Source organism: Staphylococcus sp. HMSC062H10, from assembly GCF_001836945.1.
Lineage (GTDB): Bacteria > Bacillota > Bacilli > Staphylococcales > Staphylococcaceae > Staphylococcus > Staphylococcus aureus.
The window spans coordinates 81,761-103,915 of the sequence record NZ_KV830993.1 but is presented as its reverse complement, the minus strand read 5'-3'; the positions used below and the strand labels follow the sequence as shown (position 1 = coordinate 103,915).

The following is a 22,155-nucleotide window of genomic DNA, read 5'->3' as shown; positions in this document are numbered from 1 at the left end:
AACTATTATTATAGGTTGTTTTTAATATTGCGTCAAACTATCTTTAAATATTCGTTAATCCTTGATTAGACAATTGTTATATTGAAAATAAATAAACTAAAGCACGTCATCATTTTATACAATAGTGACGTGCTTTTTTGTAAACCCAAATCGTATTCTCTTTTCTAACTTTTATACTACTACGTCTTAAATCATTAACATTTAGCGTCTTTGCAAGCCACTAATCAGTTATTTTGCCATCTTCTAATTCAATCACTCGATCTGCATATTCAAATAATCTTCGATCGTGTGTAATCATAATACCAATCATTTGTTGTTCTTTAATTTGTTGACGTATCATCTCAACAACTTTTGTTGCTCTATCGGCATCTAAACTTGCTGTGGGCTCATCTGCTAAAATGATTTTCGGATTATTCATAAATGCTCTCATAATCGCAACACGTTGCTTTTCACCGCCAGATAACTGATGCGGATATACATTCAAGCGATCTTCTAAACCAATATTTTTCAAAAGTTGTATTGCTCTTTTCGAACTTTGTTGTTTGGTCATTCCCGCTTCTTGGCCTACGAGTGTCAATTGCTCTATCACTTTTAAATAAGGAACTAAATGTGAAGATTGAAAAATAAAACCAATATCTTCCAATCGTAAATCACTAGGACGATGCTGTTTATCAAACAATGGTGCATCATTGTAAAGTACTGTACCACTCGTTTGACTTAACAATCCGCCTAATATCGTTAGCAATGTTGTTTTCCCAGAACCAGAGGCACCATTTAAAATGACAAATTCCCCTTGTTCTACTTCAAAATTAATACCTTTTAAAACTTTTGTTTCAGACAAACCTTCCCCGAAATTTTTGACGATATCTTCAACGACTAATGCCATTATTCTGCACCTCCAATTGCTTCGATAGGATCCACTTTAAATAATTTGATAAATGATAGTGAGGCACCTAAAATCGCTACTAATATAAATATCCCCACCATCAATAAAATATTTTGCGTTGTTAAGTAAAAAGGCATCGTTACAGGCATCATAAATGATAGTCCTACTATGATGATCACAGCAATACCTACCCCAATTATTGTTAGTGTTAAAATTTGTAAAACTAATGCACTCAATAAATGTCTTGTCTTAATACCAATTGCTTTCAAAATGCCAATTTGTGATATTTTTTGAATCGTCATAACATAGAAAAATGCACTTAGAACAATTGCTGTAATAGCAAACAAACTAACAATCATCATATTTAACGGTGCTTGCTCTGCTTGATAACTCGCAATATTACCTGTTAAATCTTTTTCACTCACAACTTGAACGTCATTTATTTTATTAAGCTCATCACGTTGTTGTTGCGTTAAATTTTTCACTGGATAAAACGCCGTATTAACCTTATTCAATGCATTAAATCCGTTATCGTTCAATAGCACAATGGAACTATGCGCATACATTGTGTCGTTTAAAATACCAGAAACTCTATAACTAGTTGAATTATTTTTAAAATGTAATCTATCCCCGACTCTAATGTTGTCTGCAGCTAACTTATCATTAATAGCGACCTCATGAGCATTTTTAGGATAATCACCTTTTTTAAGTTGTAAGCGTTGTTGTTTAACGTCATTCATTGTAATCACATCTTGTTCTTTATTAGATAATTTCAATGTTTGAACATTCATTTTATATGGTTCTTGATGAATTACCTTTTTAATTTGATTCTGTTGCGTATCACTAAGTTGCGATTTCTCAATTTGCGGCTCTTTCATTTTTTGAACAACATATTCATCATTATCAAAGTGTTCAAATAACGAAATATTCTCCCTACCAAGCCCTTGAGCTAAACCACTAATAAATAACACCATAATACTTAATAAAAGAATGATTAATGTGATTAAAATATAACGAAATTTGTAAAACATAATCTCTTTTATCGCTAATTTCATATCGATTCACTTCTCCCTATTTCTTCTTTAGCGTCAGTATAAGGTTGAAATATGAACTCAATATGAACAATTGTTTTTTTACGCAAAAATATTTTACATGTATAATAAATGAAAAAGATAAGGGAGTTTATAGCTATGGTGCAATGTCTTGTTGTCGATGACGATCCTCGAATCCTAAATTATATAGCTAGCCATTTACAAACAGAGCACATTGATGCATACACACAACCAAGTGGTGAAGCTGCATTAAAACTTTTAGAAAAACAGCGTGTCGATATTGTAGTGGTAGATATTATGATGGATGGTATGGACGGCTTTCAATTATGTAATACATTAAAAAATGATTATGATATACCAGTTATTATGTTAACAGCACGGGATGCACTTAGTGACAAAGAGCGTGCGTTTATAAGTGGTACTGACGATTATGTAACCAAGCCCTTTGAGGTTAAGGAACTTATTTTTAGAATTCGTGCGGTATTACGTCGATATAATATCAATTCAAATTCAGAAATGACCATTGGCAACTTAACGCTAAACCAATCCTATTTGGAACTCCAAGTATCTAATAAAACGATGACGTTACCGAACAAGGAATTTCAATTATTATTTATGCTTGCAGCACGTCCTAAGCAAATCTTTACTCGTGAACAGATAATAGAAAAAATTTGGGGCTATGATTATGAAGGAGATGAACGAACAGTTGACGTTCATATTAAGCGACTACGCCAAAGATTAAAAAAATTAAATGCCACACTTACAATTGAAACAGTAAGAGGACAAGGCTATAAGGTGGAGAATCATGTTTAAAACACTCTATGCTAGAATTGCGATTTATTCCATTACGGTTATTTTATTTAGTGCATTAATAAGTTTTGTATTAACAAATGTTTACTATCATTATAATTTAAAAGCATCTAATGACGCGAAAATCATGAAGACGCTTAAAGAAGCAAGACAATATGAACAATCAGCTAAACCAACGCACATTCAACAATATTTCAAACATTTAGGGCAAATGAATTACCAAATAATGACCGTTGATCAAAAAGGTCATAAGACATTTTATGGTGAACCTTTTAGAGAAGATACTTTATCACAAAATGCTATTAACAACGTATTAAATAATAAAGATTACCATGGTATTAAAGATAAACCATTCGCATTATTCGTAACTGGATTTTTCGACAATGTAACAGACAATACTGTTGGTATTAACTTTAAGACAAACGACGGTTCAATAGCAGTATTCATGCGTCCAGATATTGGAGAAACATTTAGCGAGTTTAGAACATTCTTAGCCGTCTTGTTAATGTTGTTATTATTTATCTCGATTTCATTAGTTATCGCATCAACCTATTCAATCATTCGTCCAGTAAAAAAGTTAAAGCTAGCGACCGAACGCTTAATTGATGGTGATTTTGAAACACCTATCAAACAAACACGCAAAGATGAAATTGGAACATTACAGTATCACTTTAATAAGATGAGAGAGTCATTGGGACAAGTTGATCAAATGAGGCAGCATTTTGTACAAAATGTATCTCATGAAATCAAAACACCATTAACACATATTCATCATTTATTAAGCGAGTTACAACAAACTTCTGATAAAACATTACGACAACAATATATAAATGATATTTATACCATTACAACGCAGCTGAGCGGATTAACAACTGAATTGTTGCTCTTATCCGAATTAGATAATCATCAACATTTATTATTCGATGATAAGATTCAAGTCGATCAACTCATTAAAGATATCATTCGACATGAACAATTTGCTGCTGATGAAAAGTCGTTAATCATTTTAGCTGACCTAGAATCAATCGATTTCCTAGGAAATCAACGTTTGTTACATCAAGCATTGAGTAATTTATTAATAAATGCTATTAAGTATACAGATGTTGGTGGTGCCATTGACATCGCTTTGCAACATAGTCACAACAACATCATTTTCACAATAAGTAATGATGGTTCACCAATTAGTCCACAAGCTGAAGCACGTTTATTTGAACGTTTCTATAAAGTGAGCAAACATGATAATAGCAATGGTTTAGGTCTTGCAATTACAAAATCCATCATTGAATTGCATCATGGTACAATCCAATTCACACAAAGTAACGAGTATGTAACTACCTTTACTATTACACTGCCAAATAATTCACATTAATCTCTACTCTGCCTCCTGAAAAACATTTCTGTTTTTATTTCAGGAGGTATCTTTTATATTGATTAGCGCTTTCTAGCCACTTAACATTTAATTTCTACCATTCAACACAATTTAAATATATCTATGGTCGTTTATGGTTTAATAATTTTGAAGGAGGCATTAACCTATGATGAAACTCAATTTATTTATCAATGCAAATGAGACGGAATCTTATATTGATATACATGCACCTAAAATGAATGATCACGTTCAAAGTATTATTAATGCAGTCAATGATTTAGACAAATCACATACATTAGTCGGATACATAGACAAAGAAATCCATATCATTCAGATATCAGATGTTATAACATTCCAAGTTATTAATAAAAATGTAACAGCCATTACAAGCAATCAAAAATTCAAACTAAAATTACGACTTTATGAACTAGAAAAACAATTACCACAACATTTCATTCGCATTTCCAAATCAGAAATCGTCAACAAGTATTACATTGAAAAATTATTATTAGAGCCAAATGGACTTATACGTATGTATCTTAAAGATGCACACTACACCTATTCTTCTAGACGTTTTTTAAAATCTATAAAGGAGCGCTTATCAATATGAAAAATTTGAAAAACTCATTATTTATTAGCTTAATCATTGGTTTGTCCCTTTCACTGTTCTTTAGTATGTTATTTGCAGACGGCAAATATTATCCACTGAACCCACAATCAACTATTGGCATATGGTATTATACGAATTTCACAGAAACTACCGTAATGTTGATTTCTATCATTTTATGGTTACTCATAGGCGTCGTCTTTTTCCTTGGAGATTTTATCTTTAAATACACAGATTGGGGCATTACTAAAGCAACTATAGTGCATTTCATAACAACGTATGTCGGATTCTTACCTTTAGCAATACTTGCCGGTTGGTTTCCACTAACAATAAATTACCTAATCATATTTACAATTATCTTTATTGTGGTTTACACATTGATTTGGATTATTCAATTCTTTAAAAACAAGAACTACGTAGACACTATTAACGAGCAACTGAAACAATTAAAATGATTTTTATTAAAATTATAAAAGCTATACATTGCATTAAAGTAGTCTCTTCTGCAATGTATAGCTTTATGTTGTATTTATTTTAAATACGCATGAACTGAATAATATCTTTTTACTATTTTCAAATTGAATTGTAACTACAACTGTCCTTTACGACATCAACTCATCATGATAAAAACCTAACGAAATGCATTTTCAAATATTTTATTCATAATTTCTGCTACTTCTTTAGGACTCTCTTTATATCCTCGTTTGACCCAATCTTGTAACACACCAATGATTGCATTACTCATAAAAATAAGTAAAAAATACTTTTCCTTCGTCGTTAACATTTTTGTATTTAATACTGGTACAACATTAATTTCGATACGTTGTTGTAGTGATTTTTTTATGACTTGATGTAATTTATAAGCACTCTCATCACCTAATAACATTAAAATGAGTTGACCTTCGCTTAGCCAAAAATAAATCATCTTTTTTAAAAATATTGCTTGTGTCAGAGTTTCACTTTTAAGAAATTTCTTTTTTGCTTCTTTTAACAATGTATTAAGATAGCTGTATATAAAATCATCTTTAGTTTTGTAATGTGTATAAAAGGTTGTCCGACTTATTTGACTCTTTTCACATATATCTTTAACAGTTATATCATTATATGCCTTCGTTTTTAATAGATTTATCATTCCATCATGTATGCGATTTATCGTTTTCGTTACACGACTATCCGTAAAAGCTGTTTGATCCATATGCCTCACCTTTTTTCTGAACACTAAAAGGAGATATGTTCACTATCTATTAATATTTTATTCGCAATCTTAATATACGCTTAAGATGATATATAAATAAAGTGAAATGTATCTCAATTTAGGAGGGGTTGTCATGGACGCAACTATCGCGAAGTTGGATAAAGTTGTAAAAACGTATAACAAGCATCACGTATTAAACGAAATTAGTATGTCAATCAATAAAGGTGAACTGCTAGGGTTAATAGGTCCTAGTGGTTCTGGTAAAACAACAACAATAAAGTGTTTACTAGGTATGGAAAAGATAGATTCTGGATCTGCAGAAATTTTCGCTCATAAGATGCCTAATCGCAAAGCTTTAAATCGATTAGGCTATATGGGGCAAACTGATGCATTATACGAAAACTTAACTGCTTATGAAAACCTAGAGTTTTACGGTCGTTTGTCAGGACTAAAAGGAAATTTATTAAAAGATAATATTGAAAAACATATCGTTCTAGTGAATTTAGAGCAAGCGTTAAATAAAAAAGTTGCACAGTTTTCAGGAGGCATGAAACGCCGATTATCTTTAGCAATAACATTGTTGGCCGAACCAGAATTAATCATATTAGATGAACCAACTGTAGGCATTGACCCTAAATTGCGCCAACAAATATGGCAACAATTCAAGCAAATGACCAAAGACGGAAAGAGTGTCGTCATCACAACACATGTTATGGATGAGGCGGAACGTTGCGATAAAGTTGGACTTATTGTCGACGGAAGAATATTTGCTATAGATACGCCAACCAATTTAAAACAAAGATTTAATGTAGATACAATTGAAGCGGTATTTATTAAAGCTGAGGAGGTTCGTCAATCATGAAAATTTTAGCTATTGTTAGACGAGTATTAAAAGAAATGTTACGTGATAAACGTACACTTGCGCTAATGTTTCTAGCACCAATTTTAATATTGACGCTTATGTATTTTATTTTTAACGGTGATGAAAACGATTTAAAAATCGGTATCGATACATCTGTTTCATCAAATATAACAAAACAATTGCCATCATCCGACATAAAAACTCAAACGTTCCATTCTCATGAAAATATCAAATCTAAAATCGAGAAAAATCATCTTGATGGTTATATTTACCAAGAAAATCAAACATTACATGTCATTTACACAAATGAAGATCCTAACAAATCTAATATGATCAAACAAATGATTGGCAAAGCTTTACAACAAGATAAAATAAGCAGTATAAAGCATCTAATTGAAAAAGCACCTCCGACCATGAAAGCACCAAACAAACAAGATATTAAGATTTCACATTCCTATTTATACGGTAATTCTGATAGTACTTATTTCGATAAAATGTTTCCAATACTAATGGGCTTCTTTGTATTTTTATTTGTATTTCTAATATCAGGTATAGCTTTATTACGTGAACGTACAACAGGTACGTTAGAACGTGTATTATCAACTTCAATTCGTCGAAGTGAAATCGTCCTTGGTTATCTGATTGGCTATGGTATATTCGCAATCATTCAAACATTAATCATAGTCCTATTTTCAATATATTTATTGAACATTAATTTAGCAGGTAGCTTATGGTATGTAATTTTGATTAATATTTGTTTAGCTATTACAGCATTATCTATGGGAATTTTCATTTCAACGTTTGCTAATTCTGAGTTTCAAATGATTCAATTTATTCCACTAGTTGCTGTACCTCAGGTATTCTTTTCAGGAATTTTCCCACTTGAAAATATGCCTGATTGGCTAGGTAACATTGGCTATATCTTCCCCCTCAGATATGCTGGTGATGCTTTAACCAATGTTATGATTAAGGGGCAAGGTTGGAGTAATATATGGTTCGATTTACTAATTCTAATGATTTTTATCATGGTCTTTATTATCTTAAATATAGTTGGTTTAAAACGATACAGACAGGTATAAATACTACAAAACTTTTAAATGACTTCAATCAAGATAAGCTTCTAAATATAAAGCACTGATAATAAAAACAACCACTAAAAAACGGTAATGTCTATCACATTTAAAAGACATTACCGTTTCGTTTATTATTTAACTTGTAAATACTTAGTTACTTCTTCATTAATTTTGTGATATAAATCCTCATGATCTGTTAAGCGATAACCAAATGACGGCACCATTTCTTTAATCTTTGGTTCCCATCCTTTGAATTCATCACGATAGCATCGCTGTAAAACATCAAACATAATATCTACAGCTGTTGACGCACCAGGTGATGCACCAAGTAATGCAGCTAATGTGCCATCATCTGACGTAATGACTTCGGTACCAAATTGTAAGTTACCTTTAGAATCCTCAGTATCCTTGATTACTTGGACACGTTGCCCTGCTGTAATCACTTCCCAATCTTCATTTTTAGCATTTGGGAAAAAGACTCTTAAATCATCCATACGCTCATCATTAGATAACATCAATTGTGACACTAAATACTTCGTAAGACTCATTTCTTTGATACCTGCAGATAACATCGTCACGATATTATTTGGTTTAACCGATTTAATTAAATCCATATGTGAACCTGTTTTTAAAAATTTAGGTGAGAAACCTGCAAATGGACCAAATAACAATGAACGCTTGCCGTCTACAAAACGTGTATCTAAGTGCGGCACTGACATTGGTGGCGCACCCACTGCTGCTTTTCCGTACACTTTAGCATGATGACGATCAATCACTTCTTGATTTGTACAGCGCAGGAATAATCCACTTACCGGGAAACCACCAATATGTTTTGATTGTTTAATTCCAGTCTTTTGGAGTAATGGTAAACTCGCACCGCCAGCACCAATAAATACAAAATCAGATTCATATGTTGTCGTTTCGTTAGTTTCTAAATCTTTAACTTTAACTAGCCATGCTCCAGGTTTCTGTTTCTTGATGTCTAATACATTCTGCTTATATTGAATTCCCACACCACGTTGTTCTAAATTATCAAATAGCTTTGCAGTTAACGCACCAAAATTAACATCTGTACCAGTTTCATCATAAGTTAAAGCAATTGGTTCATCAGACTTACGACCTTCAATCATTAACGGTACCCAAGATTTCATTTCTTCTTCATCTTGCGATAATTTCATTTTTTCGAATAAAACACTTTTCTTTAACGTTGCAACACGACTTTTTATAAAAGCTACATTATCTTCGCCAATGACAAAACTCATGTGTGGCACCGCTTGAATAAAGCGATCTGGGTTATCTAATTGTCCTGTTTTAACTAAATATGCCCAAAACTGCTTTGAAATTTGGTACTGCTCATTTATCTTAATTGCTTTACTACAATCAACTGTGCCATCCTTACCTTCTTTTGTATAGTTCAACTCGCATAATGCTGAGTGACCTGTACCAGCATTATTCCATACATTTGAACTCTCTTCGCCAGGTTGCGATAATTTTTCAAACACTTTTATGTTTTTCTCAGGTGATAATTCTTTCAGTAATGTTCCTAATGTTGCACTCATAATACCGCCACCAATTAAGATGACATCTATTTTGCTATGTTGTGTTGTCATAACAAATACAGTCCCCCTTTTTAAAATGAATAATGGAACGTTCGACAAATACGACATATTAATACCACTTTGAATCAATAAGTGTCTCAATAGGTTCCCATGGTGATGCTCTATTGCTATCTACTATGTATATTAATATTTTATAATAACGAAACCACTTTAATTATATACTTTATGTGCGATAGCACAAAGACAAAACCATAAACCTTAACAGCTATCAACCAATTTAACTTGATTGCTGATTACTCACTCTTCATTTTAACATAAAGCGCTACCATTATTATAATGTCAAACTTCTTTCATTAATGATCCATTAAAAAAGATGAGATGTTAGAAAACATCTCACCCTCTGTATATTTATATTTTGAAATACGTTAATTTATAGTAATGACAAGATGAAAGTCCAAATACAGATGAAGATCAGTAAACATACACTGTATTTCAATGTCATTTTTAATAATTCTGATTCCTTACCAACTTGTTTTACTGCTGCAGTTGCAATTGCAATAGATTGTGGTGAAATCAATTTTGCCGCTACACCACCAACTGTATTAGCAGATACAAGAAGTGAACCACTTGTTCCAATTTGTTGTGCAACAGAAGCTTGAATTGGTGCAAATAATGAGTTGTTATTTACAACTGATCCTGTCATAAACACACCTATCCAACCTAAGATTGGTGATAGAACTGGGAAGACATTACCTGCTTTAGCAATACCTTGACCCATTGCCGCACTTAAACCACCATAAGTTGTGATTTTAGAAATTGCTAAGATGAAACAAATTGTAAGAACTGGTAACCATAATTCTTTAAATGTAACACCGAATAATCTACCTGCATCTTTAAAGTTAACCTTTTTAGACATTAAAATTGTAATAATAATAGTTAATAAAATAGCTGTACCTGTTTGTCCAATAATATTTAAAGTCAATACTAATGGTTTATGCGTAACTTCGCTGACTGTTCCAGGTAAGTTGAATTTAAATACTAATGATGATAAAGCACCATTTGGTAAGAATAAGTTTTTAAAGAATGGCGCACTCCAAATCATTACAATGACTGTTAATACAATGAATGGACTCCATGCATGTAATACTGCTTTTGCAGAATGTGCTTTTGCAGGTTCAATTTCTTCATCTTTATTAACACGATAAATGTGTTTTGGTTGGAATTTTTTAGAAAATACTGCTAATGCTAACATTGTTAATAACGGTGGAATAATATCTGCTAATTCAGGTCCACTGAATACAGTTAATAATCCTTGAGTAAGTGTATAAGTGATTGAAACTACTAAAATTGCTGGTAATGTTTCTTTAACACCTCTAAAACCATCAATAATAAAGATAAGTAAGAATGGAATAATGAAATTTATGATTGCCAATGTTAAAGTTGCTGATTGAGAAACACCTAATACTGAAACATCTCCAGGTAATTTCAACGTTTCTACAACACCTACAGGGATACCAATCGCACCAAAAGCACCAGACGCTGCATTTGCAACTAAACATAACATCGCTGCTTTTAATGGATTAAATCCTAATTGTGTTAATAAAAGTGCACAAATTGCAATTGGTACACCAAATCCTGCTGCACCTTCTAAAAATGCGTTGAATGCAAATCCAATAAGTAAAACTTGAATACGTTGGTCTTGTGAAATATTTGTAATACTATCTTGAATTGTTAAAAATTGTCCAGATTCAACAGTAATTTTGTATAACAATACTGCCATCATAACGATATAGCCAATCGGAATGATACCTTGGAAGAAACCTTCGACTACTGCACCAGAAGCGATACCAACTGGCAATTTGAAAAATGGTATTGCAATGAGTAATGTTACAACAAGTGTTGTAATGGCTGCATAAATACCTTTCATTTTAAAAACAGTTAAACATAGTAAAAACAGTACAATCGGTATTGCTGCAATTAAAGACGATAATAATAAATTATCAAATGGGTTAAACGTATTTACTAACATAGGCTGACTCTTCTTTCCATAAAGTAGTAGTGTAATTGCTTCATTAAAATCATGCTCTGGCTATAGCATTTTGTTATCGATAACATTTTACAGAACAGTGAGATTAATGTGATTTTTTTCACAATTAAAATATACCATTTTTTCAGACTATTAACAATATCACTTTCCTATTTAATTGTTTTATTTTTCATTTTAAATCTGTTCATCAAAATGAATTGTACTTAATGTAATGAAGTAACTTATACTATTCATGAATTTTACATAAGACCGTGCTAAAATAAGGAAGATACTACGATGAGAAATGGAAGTTATAGCAATGATTAAACAGATAAATGTTTCTAATATGCAAAAGTTTGAATCTCAATTAATGAAAGCTCAGTCTGAAGGTTATACACATGTCGTTCCATATGCCAATGAGATAATGATTTATCAATCTATGTTAGATGCGGTTCAATTATATCCTAAGTCTATCGTGGTTGATTATACTGTGGATGGACAATACAAAAATGATTGTCACTATTTCGGTCAATCATCGATTAACATTGCCGATTGGGCTCAAAACAATAATTATTATCCTAACCTAATATATGCGATTCAACAGACTCTTGATTTAATACATTATTACTCTGTAGAAACGATTTTCGATTTAGCTTTATTGACACTTCTGAAAGGTGATTTATCAATCGATGGTCATGTCGTTTTTGATTTTAAAGCCCCTTTAGCAACAAGTGCTTCAATATGGGAAACTATTAAAACTATTGAAGATTTTGATATGATGTCTCAGTTTTATTTGAATAAAATGGCTTATATTGATCATCATCCTATACCTTTTCGCAACCTTTTTATCGAGGATTCAGAACAACTTAATTCGCCAGACAATTGGTTGTATTCTACCAAGTTTATGCTACCTAAATGGTTATATAAAATAGCAAAGCAACGTGCTGATAACAAACAATTACAAAACTTCGGCTTGTATACGAAGCAACCAAACGTTTTAAAAGATCACATCGTTTTTATCGGTGATCATCATCAATATATAGGTAATTCAAAATATTTATTTACTTACTTCGTTAAACATAACCCAATGACTGCCTGTTATTTTGTTACTGACGATCGTCGCGGACCACATTTCATATCACCTAAGTCTGAAAAAGCTGACGAATTAATTAACAGCGCACGCGTAGTTTTAGTTGAAAATGATATACCTGAAACGTTACAACCAAACGGTACTTTAATTCAATTACATCAAGGCACACCAATAATGCAATTATTTTTAGATAGTAAAGAACCTATTAAAAATATAGAAACACCTTTTTATCGTGCTAAAAGGTATAATCGCTGGTTGCAATTCGATTATGTTATACATTCTGCTGATGATATTAGCCACTTTTATCAAACGGCTTTTCCTAGTCACCAAGCAAATGTATTGGCTTATGGTAATCCTAAACACCAATACTTACTACAAAAGCGTAACGAAAGTACTACTCAACAACAGTATAAGAAATCGTTTAAAATAAATGATCAAAAACCAGTTTTATTATACGCACCTATTGGATTAGTGAGTGCGCAACAATTACCACTATCAGATGCTTTATTCAAAGCCTATCATGTTGTGGTTCAGGGGGTTGACGAAGCGATGTTACCAGAAGAGGCGCTTGTTGCACCAAAGTATCTTAGTGCTCAAGACTTAATTCTAATGTCTGATGTCGTTATCACTGATTACTCAAATATAATATTTGATGCGATGGCTATAGACAAAACAGTAGCATTATATACTCCAAATCACAGTCAATATATTGAGTCTCAAGGTGTTAACGAAGATATTTGGCGTCATCTATCAAAAATTTGGTATACAGACCGACAATTATTAATTAATAATTTAATTTCCCAGGCAATACCAGTGATTAAATATCCACAAATACAACATAAAGAACAACCATTAGAATCTATTTCACAACTTATATTGTCTAAGATGACATCTAATCAATAGTGTTTAAATCCCTCAGTGGCTGTGAATGAGGTTTAAAAGTACTATAGAACGTAAACCTTTTTACTTTAAAATACGCAAAAAACGGTAAACCCTAATTCATATTATAGAGTTTACCGTTTTAATTTTTTAACTTGCATCATAATTACATTAACATTATTGTTGGTAGTTTGGATCAGTAACCATTGCTTGTCCAGTATAATCAACCGTTACAATTGAATATTTTCCATTTACGTTTGGGTCTTTAAAACTAAACACATACTTATAGTTACCATTATGTTCTTCAATTGAATAATCATTATAAACTTTATGACCATTACCAAATTTATTTGCTTCGTTGTTAGCTGCATTTAAAGCTGTTTGGAAATTAGGCAATTGTTGTAATGCTTGTGATTTATTACCATTAAATGGATAAATTTGACGAGCCACTGGCGCTGCGTTTTGTCCATAATATGGTGCAACGTAACTTGATTTTTGATTGTTATTCGCTTGATTATTACTTGATTGGTTATTATTTGTTTGGTTTTGGTCATTGTTTGTTGCATTTGAATTAGATTGTTGCTGGTTATCGTTTGCACTATTATCTTTATTATCTTTGTTTACGTCTTTACTATCATCTTTATTGTCTTTCTTATCTTTAGATGAATCATTTGTTTTTTTATCTTGTTGTTCAGTTTTCGCTTTATCATCTTTTTCTTTATTACTGTCTTTTTGTTGGTCACTATCTTGACCACATGCAGCTAAAAATAATGATAATGCTAGTAACCCTGTAACTAATCTTTTCATACATATCTCCTCCTATAATTCGATATTCATTGAATAAGCTTGAAATACATATCTACCATGTGTATCATTTCATGGCTTGTTACCAAAGACGTAAACATTAATATGATTTGAATAATCACAATACCCATAACTACAATCTAAGGTTCTTTTTATTATACCCTAATTTTTGTTCATTATTATTTAATTTTTGTGAATTTTATGTTTTCTATAAATTTAATTATTTTACTTTAACACTTCATTACGCATTTAGCATTTCAAGGCATACACAATATTTATTACTATGATTTCATTTTATCTGCTGCAAAAACAATCATTATAACTCTTTTTCCATAATTAAATCTGTATCCGTTACATCACCTGTTTGAAAATGATGTTCACCAACCACTTTAAATCCATGACGTTTATAAAATGCTTGAGCACGAGGATTATGCTCCCAAACTCCTAGCCAAATTTTATGTTTATTATGTTCTTGTGCAATTTTTTCGGCCAATTCTATCAATTGTGAACCTCTTCCGCCACCTTGAAAGTCTTTCAAAAAATATATGCGCTGCACTTCTAAATAGGTCTCCCCCATTTCTTCAGTTTGAGCACTATTAATATTCATCTTTATATAACCAACATTCGCACCATCTTCTTGATAAAAATAATGAAATGAATCTACATGGTTAATCTCTTGTGTAAATTTTTCTACAGTATAATTATCTTTAAAAAATTGATCAAAATCTTTGTCATCATAGTAAGAACCAAACGTGTCATAAAATGTTCTAGTTGCTAATTCAACTAATTCACTAGCATCTTGTTTTGAAATTTCTTTGATTATCCCAGCCATATAAATCCTCCAATAAACAGTGATCGAATCAAAATATTACTTATGTATTTTTCTGCCAAAACTATTTAAAAATACATTAACACAAATCAATTACAAATTGTATTGATTGTGTGTAACATCAATAAATGATACATTTATTCCAGTAAAATGGCCGTATTTTTAAAAGAGAAAAAGAGAGGATGTATCGTTGTGACAGAAACATTTAAAGCGTTTGTAATTGATAAAGATGAGAGCGGTAAAGTGACACCAACTTTCAAACAATTATCGACTACTGATTTACCTAAAGGAGATGTGCTGATTAAAGTACATTACTCTGGTATAAATTATAAAGATGCTTTAGCGAGTCAAGATCATAATGCAGTCGTAAAATCGTATCCTATGATTCCAGGAATAGATTTAGCTGGTACAATTGTTGAATCCGAAGCACCAGGCTTTGAAAAAGGAGAACAAGTAATTGTAACGAGTTATGACCTAGGTGTCAGCCATTATGGCGGTTTTAGTGAATATGCGCGTGTAAAATCAGAATGGATTATCAAGCTTCCTGATACTTTAACATTAGAAGAATCAATGATATATGGCACAGCTGGTTATACTGCCGGTTTAGCAATTGAAAGACTTGAAAAAGTTGGAATGAATATTGAAGATGGTCCTGTACTCGTTCGCGGTGCTTCAGGTGGTGTCGGTACTTTAGCAGTACTCATGCTTAATGAACTTGGTTATAAAGTTATCGCAAGTACAGGTAAACAAGATGTTAGCGATCAATTACTTGATCTTGGTGCCAAAGAAGTTATCGATCGACTTCCTGTTGAAGTTGATCATAAAAAGCCACTCGCATCATCAACTTGGCAAGCTTGTGTAGACCCTGTTGGTGGCGAAGGTATTAATTATGTTACAAAGCGTTTAAATCATAGTGGATCAATTGCAGTTATTGGTATGACTGCCGGTAATACTTATACTAATTCTGTATTCCCTCACATTTTAAGAGGCGTAAACATTTTGGGAATTGACTCAGTATTTACTGCTATAAAATTAAGACAGCGCGTTTGGCGTCGTCTCGCAAAAGATTTAAAGCCTGAAAATTTACATGAGATCAAGCAAGTTATTACATTTGATGAACTTCCAGAACAACTTAACAAAGTAATTAAACATGAAAATAAAGGCCGCATTGTTATCGATTTCGGTGTAGATAAATAGTATTCGTGAAAAAGACATCCCGTTATGCGAGATGTCTTTTTTAATTTCTTTTTGTTTATAAAATTTCTGATACTTCATCAAATAGCACTTTACTTTAATACATTTTAGGGAATCATGTATTCTCCGCCCCTATCATACTTGCAACACTAGTCAAATACTGATTAGTGTGTCTAAAAATAAAATTTAATTTCTCTTTCTATATACATCAAAGGCATAAATTACCCAATAAACGACTGTGAATACACAACTATACAAAATAACTCTCTCAATATTTGTTAAAAATAAATAGATCATTAAAGCTGATAACACAAGTGCAACAAAATAATATATTATAGCTTGTCTTAATGTATCGATTTTCATTGTTCTAACTCCCTTAGTTACAAAGTCGAAACTTCTATATCATATCAACTTGAACTTTACCATAAAACACACATTTTTTTAATATCATTACTTAGAAAAACAAAAACATACTAAGTTAAGCTGTGAAGAAAACTCAGTATGTTTATCGGTACGATTTTTCATTTTTAAAACTTAATATACATACCGCCTGAATCTGGTTCGGTAGGCATAAATCCAAATTTTGCATACAATTTATCCGCCGGGTAGTCTGCGATCAGACTTACGTAGGTGCTTTCGACAGCCACACTTTTAATATACTTCATAATATGTTCCATAATTTGACTGCCGTAACCTTGACCTTGGTAACTTTTCAAAACTGCAACATCAACAATTTGAAAAACAGTTCCTCCATCGCCAATCACTCTACCCATACCAATTAACCGATCTTTATCATACAAGGTTACTGTAAATAAGGCATTAGGTAATCCTTTTTCAGCTGCTTCGCGCGTCTTTGGACTCATACCTGCATTAATCCTTAATGCGCAATAATCCTCGCAAGTCGGAATATCATATGTCACTTTAACCATTATTTACCCCACTTTTCATCACACAATATATCAACCTAGTATAAATGTTTATTTACAATAGTCTTATTCGCTTCTTTAAACACTTCATGATGACTTGAAACATAACCCTCTGCATTCGCATCTGGTTGGATATATGTTTTAGCAAGGTTCGCTGCATTTGCACCATCACTAAATGCACTTGCAATTAGATGTGATTTTGCATCATGATAAACAATATCTCCACACGCATAGATACCAGGTATACTTGTTGTCGTATTACCAAATCCTTTAACACGACAATCATCATGCATATCTAGCTTTGAAGATGTTTCACTCAATAATGTATTACAACGATCAAAGCCATGACTAATAATGACATCGTCAAATTTAACTGTATGCGTATCACCACTTTCAACATGTTCCAAAACAACTTCACTTATATGCGTTTCATCATCATTGCCGATCAAGTATTTAATACGTGTTTTCGGGCATAGTTTCACATTTAAATCTGTCACCAGCGTTTTCATCGCTTCATGACCACTTACATCTTCTTTTCGATAAACAACTGTCACGCTTTTAGCAATCTTGGCAATATCATGCGCCCAATCTAATGCTGTATTTCCTCCACCTGAAATTAATACGTCTTTATCTTTGAAACGTCTGTAACTTTGTACAACATAATGTAAATTAGTTAATTGATATCTCTCTACACCTTTAACATCTAATTGTTTTGGATTAATAATACCTGCACCAATAGCAATGATAACTGCTTTCGATGTATATATTTCTCCCGCTTCTGTTTCAACTTCGAAATGACGTTCTGCCTTTTTCCTAATATCTACCACACGTTCATTCAAATGAACTTCCGGTTTAAAATATAATCCTTGCTTAATTGTATCTTTTAAAATTTCATGACAAGGTTTTGGCGCAATGCCGCCAATATCCCAAATAATTTTTTCAGGATAAATTCTCATCTTACCCCCTAATTCAGATTGAACATCTATTAATCTTACAGACATATCTCGCAATCCAGCATAAAAGCTTGCATACAAACCAGACGGACCGCCACCAATGATTGTAACGTCTTTCATTATGTGCCTCCTATGACTCTCTATATTCATTTCTTTCATTAACGCGCTCAAATTGATAATTATTATCATTTAAAGACATTATACTATTAATATTTATATTGTTAAAATAAATCGCATAGTTAGCCATGAATTATCAATAACTATCCCATCACAATATAAAAACACACCTTTCAAAGTACGAAACAACAATGTCCCTTTGAAAGATGTGTATATTTTTTAGTTCTAGTTATATTATTTTTTTAAAGACTCATCACGTGGTTCTTTAAGAATTGCTTGTCTTAAAAGGAAAAATAGCAACAATAAACCTGCAAGCATACCTGTGTGCCCAATACCTGCAAAGCCTGCAAATGCTTCTGGAGAGTATGATTTACCAGTGACTTGGAAGAATCCTTTTGTCACCATCATACCTATAGTAACGATAACGCCTATGTTATATACATAGAAGAACCAGTTAAATAAGTAGTAACTTGATAATTTAAATAACTTCTCCAATGGTAATAATATTAAAAACATAAACATACCTAAAATAAGTGTATGTGTGTGTACAAGTGATAATTGTGTTGTACCAGTAAAATCATATGCTTTTGTTAGCTCTCTATAGAAAAAGCCACTAAATAAACCTATGATCATATAAAAAAGAAATGAATATAATAACCTACGCATTTTGAATCCTCCCTCACCTTTTCATTATATCCGATTATACCTATTATAACAGTGACAAAAAAGCGAAGATGTGACACAACTGAATTTGGTTTAGCACACAGTATGACAGCTAAAATAACTTTACATCAAGTGCTATACAAATAAAATAGCTATACCATGACGCTCGCTACAAACGTCTTGTATAGCTATAGTCCTATTTATTAAATTATGACGGCACTTCAGTACGTTTTGTGCTATGTTTTCTAACAATAGCTGAAACTAAACTTGATACAGCGCCAAAAATCATAAACCCTATAAACATCCACATTGTACTATTTAATTCAATATGATGATTCAAGTACAATAGTTCTCTTACACTTGTTGCATAGTGTGTGAATGGATTCCAATCATATACATATTTTTGATAACTTTCAGGCAACATTTGTTTAGGTAACGTTACAAGTTGCATACTAAAGAACATTAAAATGAAGAAAATTGGAATTGACTTCATACCTAGCCATACCATAACACCTAAAATAAGGCCCACGAAACCAAGAATCGCAAGTGCTACAAAAATTGCGACACGATTTGGATGGTCAAAATCAAATCCTTGAACGCCTTGCATGAAATAAATATAAACGAAGCTACCTGCAAATGCTGCAACAACTGCAAATATCATTTGTCCAATTGAAGCAATGATACGATGTTGCACGACGATATTGTTACTAGTTCTAAACGCAAAGAACAATAAGATAGACGTTACGATTGAACCTATCCAAATTGGCATAAACATTAGGAATGGTGCATTACCACCTGCTTGGTGATCTTTAACTTTATTAAGTTTTTCATTATCCACTTTCACTGGATTCGTCAAACCATTGATGTCCGCGGCATTGACTTTAACATTTTGACTCGTTAATGTTTCCAAACTTTGCTTCGTAATTTGAGCATTAATATTATCACCCATACCAGTTAACACAGCTGATGCAATTTGTGAACCTTGTAAGCTTGATCCTTCACTTACAATCGTTTTAAATTTAGCCTGCTTAACCTCTACTTGTTGATTCCCCATTTTTTGTTTCATTTGTTGAACTACTTGTGGTGGAATTTCACCTGAAGCAACTTTTTGTTGCATTTCTTCTTTTTTACTATCCATAACTACTTTTTGTGTTTTACTCATAGCATCTTTTGAAAAGTCTTTATCAATAATAGCTACTCCAAAGATTTTTTGATCTTTCAAATCTTTTTCAAGATCTTTTTCACTATCAACCTTAACCCATTTAATTTTATTAGAATCACTATCTAATAATTTATCCTCTAATTTTTTACCAATGTTAACATTTTTATCTTGAATCGTTGTACCTTTATCTTCGTTTAATATACCAATTGGTAAATCTTTTGGTTTAGGGTTATATGCAGGATAAAAAGCTAAAGAAAAAATTACCAAGATAATCATAGTTGCTATTGGTGCAATCCATAATAATTTATTTTTAAATATATTCATTTTATTAATTACCTCCTTATTAGACAATGTGTTGAATATTTCGCATGTTGTCTATTATAATATGTAAGTGGGAATAAACAATACACAATGTTCATCAATACGTTTATTAATAGACAAATACACCCACATTGTTCAATAACACAAGGAGGTTGATTTATTTTTGAAAGAAGATAGGCGAATTAGAAAGACAAAGTCCTCCATTAAACAAGCGTTCACTAAATTACTACAAGAAAAAGATTTAGAAAAGATTACCATTCGCGACATAACAACACGCGCTGATATCAATAGAGGGACATTTTACTTACATTACGAGGATAAATATATGTTACTCGCAGATATGGAAGATGAGTATATTTCAGAACTAACGACATATACTCAATTTGATTTGTTACGCGGTTCTTCAATTGAAGACATTGCGAATACTTTTGTAAATAATATACTCAAAAATATTTTCCAGCATATTCATGATAATTTAGAGTTTTATCATACTATTTTACAATTGGAACGCACGAGTCAATTAGAATTGAAAATCAACGAACATATTAAAAATAATATGCAACGTTATATTAGTATCAATCATTCTATCGGAGGCATTCCAGAGATGTATTTTTACAGTTACGTTTCCGGAGCAACAATTTCAATTATTAAATACTGGGTAATGGACAAACAGCCCATTTCAGTTGATGAATTAGCTAAACATGTGCATAATATTGTTTTTAATGGTCCATTAAGAATAATGGCAGAAAACCGTTTGCATAAATCAAACCTTGATTCACTAACTTAAGTAATACTCGCTTTTCCTAAATCCTTTAGAAAGGAACTATATATCATGATTACTTCATTCAGACATTCTGAAGATATAGATAAACATATTATAAAAACACCATTAGATCATACAGCGTCATGGATTAATGTAGTAGAACCAGACCGAGAAGAAATTGAAAATCTTATGGAACAATATAATATACCTGAAGACTTTATACGTGACCCTTTGGACTCAGAAGAAAGTTCCCGTATTGAATATGACGAAGATACTGGTTACTCATTAATCATTATTGATTTACCTATCGTCAATTCAACTAATCGTAGCGTTCTATCTTTTGTAACGATTCCATTAGGCATTATTATTGGCAACGGTATTATCGTAACAGTTTGTGACGCTGAAAATGAATTTTTAGAAAATTTACCTAAGCGTGATATTAATTTAAAATTTCACAGCAGATTTGCATTAGAAATTTTAACTACTATTGCCGACCATTATAATCGTAACTTACGATTACTTAATAAAAGTAGAATTCGTATTGAGAAAGAACTAAAAAATAACATTACTAACAAACAACTTTTCAAATTAATGGAAGTTGAAAAAAGTTTAGTATACTTTTTAGCTGCCTTAAAAGGTAACGATACAATTATTAAAAAATTATTCCGTTTACCTGCAATTAAACGTTTTGAAGAAGATGAAGAATTACTAGAAGATTTAATCATTGAAAATAACCAAGCCATCGAAACAACAGAATTACATCAACGTATCTTAGAAAGTATCACAACATCATACGCTTCCTTATTATCTAATGATATGAATACGATTATGAAGACATTAACACTTTTCACGGTACTATTAACGTTACCAACGCTCGTATTTAGTTTCTTCGGTATGAATGTGCCGTTGCCAATTGATGACCATAGTTATATATCTTGGATTATTGTGGTAGGTATTTCATTAATTCTTGTCGTAATTGTTAGTATTTTCTTATGGCGAAAACAGAAATTATAAC

General features: G+C 31.9%; 22 protein-coding genes. 10 read left to right on the top strand and 12 right to left on the bottom strand.

Features of this window, described 5'->3' with window-relative positions:
* Positions 1–220: 220 nt before the first annotated feature.
* Together HMPREF2658_RS11120 and HMPREF2658_RS11115 are read right to left on the bottom strand one after the other, a co-directional pair.
* Positions 221–886 carry an ABC transporter ATP-binding protein gene (locus tag HMPREF2658_RS11120; RefSeq protein ID WP_001229907.1) on the bottom strand — a complete coding sequence of 222 codons (666 nt, stop codon included), beginning with the start codon at positions 884–886 and terminating at the stop codon, positions 221–223.
* Positions 886–1,941 carry an ABC transporter permease gene (locus tag HMPREF2658_RS11115; protein WP_000761401.1) on the bottom strand — a complete coding sequence of 352 codons (1,056 nt, stop codon included), beginning with the start codon at positions 1,939–1,941 and terminating at the stop codon, positions 886–888. The genes HMPREF2658_RS11120 and HMPREF2658_RS11115 overlap by 1 nt, the downstream gene beginning before the upstream one ends.
* Before the next feature lie 135 nt (positions 1,942–2,076).
* Between HMPREF2658_RS11115 and hssR the strand changes: the two genes are divergently transcribed.
* The 4 genes from hssR to HMPREF2658_RS11095 all read left to right on the top strand — a co-directional run bounded on the left by hssR (position 2,077) and on the right by HMPREF2658_RS11095 (position 5,179).
* Positions 2,077–2,751: a DNA-binding heme response regulator HssR gene (gene hssR / locus HMPREF2658_RS11110; RefSeq protein WP_000249501.1), complete on the top strand. Its 675-nt coding sequence runs from the start codon at positions 2,077–2,079 to the stop codon at positions 2,749–2,751.
* The gene (gene hssS, locus HMPREF2658_RS11105) at positions 2,744–4,117 is read left to right on the top strand and encodes a heme sensor histidine kinase HssS (RefSeq protein WP_000477342.1); all 1,374 of its coding nucleotides are present in this window, start codon (positions 2,744–2,746) and stop codon (positions 4,115–4,117) included. The genes hssR and hssS overlap by 8 nt, the downstream gene beginning before the upstream one ends.
* A 166-nt stretch (positions 4,118–4,283) precedes the next feature.
* Positions 4,284–4,727, top strand: a complete 444-nt coding sequence (locus tag HMPREF2658_RS11100) for a LytTR family DNA-binding domain-containing protein (protein ID WP_000977035.1) — start codon at positions 4,284–4,286, stop codon at positions 4,725–4,727.
* Positions 4,724–5,179, top strand: coding sequence for a DUF3021 domain-containing protein (locus tag HMPREF2658_RS11095; protein WP_000793171.1), 456 nt, complete (start codon positions 4,724–4,726; stop codon positions 5,177–5,179). Before HMPREF2658_RS11100 ends, HMPREF2658_RS11095 begins: the two co-directional genes overlap by 4 nt.
* Positions 5,180–5,355: 176 nt before the next feature.
* Here HMPREF2658_RS11095 and HMPREF2658_RS11090 read toward each other — a convergent pair whose 3' ends face one another.
* A complete protein-coding gene (locus tag HMPREF2658_RS11090) occupies positions 5,356–5,919 on the bottom strand; it encodes a TetR/AcrR family transcriptional regulator (RefSeq protein WP_000372850.1) in 564 nt (187 codons plus the stop codon).
* A 133-nt stretch (positions 5,920–6,052) separates the two neighbouring features.
* On the opposite strand from HMPREF2658_RS11090, the gene HMPREF2658_RS11085 reads away from it, so the two are divergent.
* Positions 6,053–6,781 (top strand): ABC transporter ATP-binding protein, encoded by a 729-nt coding sequence (locus HMPREF2658_RS11085; RefSeq protein WP_000340143.1) that lies wholly within the window; start codon positions 6,053–6,055, stop codon positions 6,779–6,781.
* Positions 6,778–7,860, top strand: coding sequence for an ABC transporter permease (locus HMPREF2658_RS11080; protein WP_000696068.1), 1,083 nt, complete (start codon positions 6,778–6,780; stop codon positions 7,858–7,860). Before HMPREF2658_RS11085 ends, HMPREF2658_RS11080 begins: the two co-directional genes overlap by 4 nt.
* A gap of 125 nt (positions 7,861–7,985) precedes the next feature.
* On the opposite strand, the gene mqo is transcribed toward HMPREF2658_RS11080, so the two are convergent.
* Both mqo and HMPREF2658_RS11070 read right to left on the bottom strand, forming a co-directional pair.
* Complete coding sequence (gene mqo / locus HMPREF2658_RS11075) at positions 7,986–9,464, bottom strand: malate dehydrogenase (quinone) (RefSeq protein ID WP_070854412.1); 1,479 nt, start codon at positions 9,462–9,464, stop codon at positions 7,986–7,988.
* A 379-nt stretch (positions 9,465–9,843) separates the two neighbouring features.
* Complete coding sequence (locus tag HMPREF2658_RS11070) at positions 9,844–11,442, bottom strand: L-lactate permease (protein WP_000960862.1); 1,599 nt, start codon at positions 11,440–11,442, stop codon at positions 9,844–9,846.
* A gap of 316 nt (positions 11,443–11,758) precedes the next feature.
* Here HMPREF2658_RS11070 and HMPREF2658_RS11065 point away from each other — a divergent pair, with 316 nt between their 5' ends.
* Positions 11,759–13,432, top strand: coding sequence for a CDP-glycerol glycerophosphotransferase family protein (locus tag HMPREF2658_RS11065; protein ID WP_000595300.1), 1,674 nt, complete (start codon positions 11,759–11,761; stop codon positions 13,430–13,432).
* A gap of 153 nt (positions 13,433–13,585) precedes the next feature.
* Here the strand turns inward: HMPREF2658_RS11065 and HMPREF2658_RS11060 are convergent, their stop codons facing one another.
* The gene (locus HMPREF2658_RS11060) at positions 13,586–14,215 is read right to left on the bottom strand and encodes a hypothetical protein (protein ID WP_000827005.1); all 630 of its coding nucleotides are present in this window, start codon (positions 14,213–14,215) and stop codon (positions 13,586–13,588) included.
* A 313-nt stretch (positions 14,216–14,528) separates the two neighbouring features.
* A complete protein-coding gene (locus tag HMPREF2658_RS11055) occupies positions 14,529–15,044 on the bottom strand; it encodes a GNAT family N-acetyltransferase (protein ID WP_000907323.1) in 516 nt (171 codons plus the stop codon).
* Positions 15,045–15,233: 189 nt separating this feature from the next.
* On the opposite strand from HMPREF2658_RS11055, the gene HMPREF2658_RS11050 reads away from it, so the two are divergent.
* Positions 15,234–16,238, top strand: coding sequence for an oxidoreductase (locus tag HMPREF2658_RS11050; protein WP_000140780.1), 1,005 nt, complete (start codon positions 15,234–15,236; stop codon positions 16,236–16,238).
* A gap of 524 nt (positions 16,239–16,762) precedes the next feature.
* Here the strand turns inward: HMPREF2658_RS11050 and HMPREF2658_RS11045 are convergent.
* The 5 genes from HMPREF2658_RS11045 to HMPREF2658_RS11020 all read right to left on the bottom strand — a co-directional run bounded on the left by HMPREF2658_RS11045 (position 16,763) and on the right by HMPREF2658_RS11020 (position 20,380).
* Positions 16,763–17,164: a GNAT family N-acetyltransferase gene (locus HMPREF2658_RS11045; RefSeq protein ID WP_000241609.1), complete on the bottom strand. Its 402-nt coding sequence runs from the start codon at positions 17,162–17,164 to the stop codon at positions 16,763–16,765.
* A gap of 35 nt (positions 17,165–17,199) precedes the next feature.
* A complete protein-coding gene (locus HMPREF2658_RS11040) occupies positions 17,200–18,234 on the bottom strand; it encodes an NAD(P)/FAD-dependent oxidoreductase (protein ID WP_069806349.1) in 1,035 nt (344 codons plus the stop codon).
* 10 nt (positions 18,235–18,244) lie between these two features.
* Positions 18,245–18,361 carry a hypothetical protein gene (locus HMPREF2658_RS11035; protein WP_001805726.1) on the bottom strand — a complete coding sequence of 39 codons (117 nt, stop codon included), beginning with the start codon at positions 18,359–18,361 and terminating at the stop codon, positions 18,245–18,247.
* A gap of 104 nt (positions 18,362–18,465) precedes the next feature.
* Positions 18,466–18,897, bottom strand: coding sequence for a DUF2871 domain-containing protein (locus tag HMPREF2658_RS11030; protein WP_001253466.1), 432 nt, complete (start codon positions 18,895–18,897; stop codon positions 18,466–18,468).
* A 205-nt stretch (positions 18,898–19,102) separates the two neighbouring features.
* Positions 19,103–20,380: a YhgE/Pip domain-containing protein gene (locus HMPREF2658_RS11020; protein ID WP_001020020.1), complete on the bottom strand. Its 1,278-nt coding sequence runs from the start codon at positions 20,378–20,380 to the stop codon at positions 19,103–19,105.
* Positions 20,381–20,540: 160 nt separating this feature from the next.
* Between HMPREF2658_RS11020 and HMPREF2658_RS11015 the strand changes: the two genes are divergently transcribed.
* Complete coding sequence (locus HMPREF2658_RS11015; RefSeq protein ID WP_000656768.1) at positions 20,541–21,164, top strand: TetR/AcrR family transcriptional regulator; 624 nt, start codon at positions 20,541–20,543, stop codon at positions 21,162–21,164.
* Positions 21,165–21,209: 45 nt separating this feature from the next.
* Positions 21,210–22,154, top strand: coding sequence for a magnesium transporter CorA family protein (locus tag HMPREF2658_RS11010; protein WP_000633068.1), 945 nt, complete (start codon positions 21,210–21,212; stop codon positions 22,152–22,154).
* The last annotated feature ends 1 nt before the right edge of the window (position 22,155 follow it).

What these genes read in the sequence shown, in the direction of transcription:
- HMPREF2658_RS11120 (WP_001229907.1), bottom strand. Translation starts at nt 886, where the DNA reads ATGGCATTAGTCGTTGAAGATATCGTCAAAAATTTCGGGGAAGGTTTG.
- HMPREF2658_RS11115 (WP_000761401.1), bottom strand. Translation starts at nt 1,941, where the DNA reads ATGAAATTAGCGATAAAAGAGATTATGTTTTACAAATTTCGTTATATT.
- hssR (WP_000249501.1), top strand. Translation starts at nt 2,077, where the DNA reads ATGGTGCAATGTCTTGTTGTCGATGACGATCCTCGAATCCTAAATTAT.
- hssS (WP_000477342.1), top strand. Translation starts at nt 2,744, where the DNA reads ATGTTTAAAACACTCTATGCTAGAATTGCGATTTATTCCATTACGGTT.
- HMPREF2658_RS11100 (WP_000977035.1), top strand. Translation starts at nt 4,284, where the DNA reads ATGATGAAACTCAATTTATTTATCAATGCAAATGAGACGGAATCTTAT.
- HMPREF2658_RS11095 (WP_000793171.1), top strand. Translation starts at nt 4,724, where the DNA reads ATGAAAAATTTGAAAAACTCATTATTTATTAGCTTAATCATTGGTTTG.
- HMPREF2658_RS11090 (WP_000372850.1), bottom strand. Translation starts at nt 5,919, where the DNA reads ATGGATCAAACAGCTTTTACGGATAGTCGTGTAACGAAAACGATAAAT.
- HMPREF2658_RS11085 (WP_000340143.1), top strand. Translation starts at nt 6,053, where the DNA reads ATGGACGCAACTATCGCGAAGTTGGATAAAGTTGTAAAAACGTATAAC.
- HMPREF2658_RS11080 (WP_000696068.1), top strand. Translation starts at nt 6,778, where the DNA reads ATGAAAATTTTAGCTATTGTTAGACGAGTATTAAAAGAAATGTTACGT.
- mqo (WP_070854412.1), bottom strand. Translation starts at nt 9,464, where the DNA reads ATGACAACACAACATAGCAAAATAGATGTCATCTTAATTGGTGGCGGT.
- HMPREF2658_RS11070 (WP_000960862.1), bottom strand. Translation starts at nt 11,442, where the DNA reads ATGTTAGTAAATACGTTTAACCCATTTGATAATTTATTATTATCGTCT.
- HMPREF2658_RS11065 (WP_000595300.1), top strand. Translation starts at nt 11,759, where the DNA reads ATGATTAAACAGATAAATGTTTCTAATATGCAAAAGTTTGAATCTCAA.
- HMPREF2658_RS11060 (WP_000827005.1), bottom strand. Translation starts at nt 14,215, where the DNA reads ATGAAAAGATTAGTTACAGGGTTACTAGCATTATCATTATTTTTAGCT.
- HMPREF2658_RS11055 (WP_000907323.1), bottom strand. Translation starts at nt 15,044, where the DNA reads ATGGCTGGGATAATCAAAGAAATTTCAAAACAAGATGCTAGTGAATTA.
- HMPREF2658_RS11045 (WP_000241609.1), bottom strand. Translation starts at nt 17,164, where the DNA reads ATGGTTAAAGTGACATATGATATTCCGACTTGCGAGGATTATTGCGCA.
- HMPREF2658_RS11040 (WP_069806349.1), bottom strand. Translation starts at nt 18,234, where the DNA reads ATGAAAGACGTTACAATCATTGGTGGCGGTCCGTCTGGTTTGTATGCA.
- HMPREF2658_RS11035 (WP_001805726.1), bottom strand. Translation starts at nt 18,361, where the DNA reads ATGGCTAACTATGCGATTTATTTTAACAATATAAATATTAATAGTATA.
- HMPREF2658_RS11030 (WP_001253466.1), bottom strand. Translation starts at nt 18,897, where the DNA reads ATGCGTAGGTTATTATATTCATTTCTTTTTTATATGATCATAGGTTTA.
- HMPREF2658_RS11020 (WP_001020020.1), bottom strand. Translation starts at nt 20,380, where the DNA reads ATGAATATATTTAAAAATAAATTATTATGGATTGCACCAATAGCAACT.
- HMPREF2658_RS11010 (WP_000633068.1), top strand. Translation starts at nt 21,210, where the DNA reads ATGATTACTTCATTCAGACATTCTGAAGATATAGATAAACATATTATA.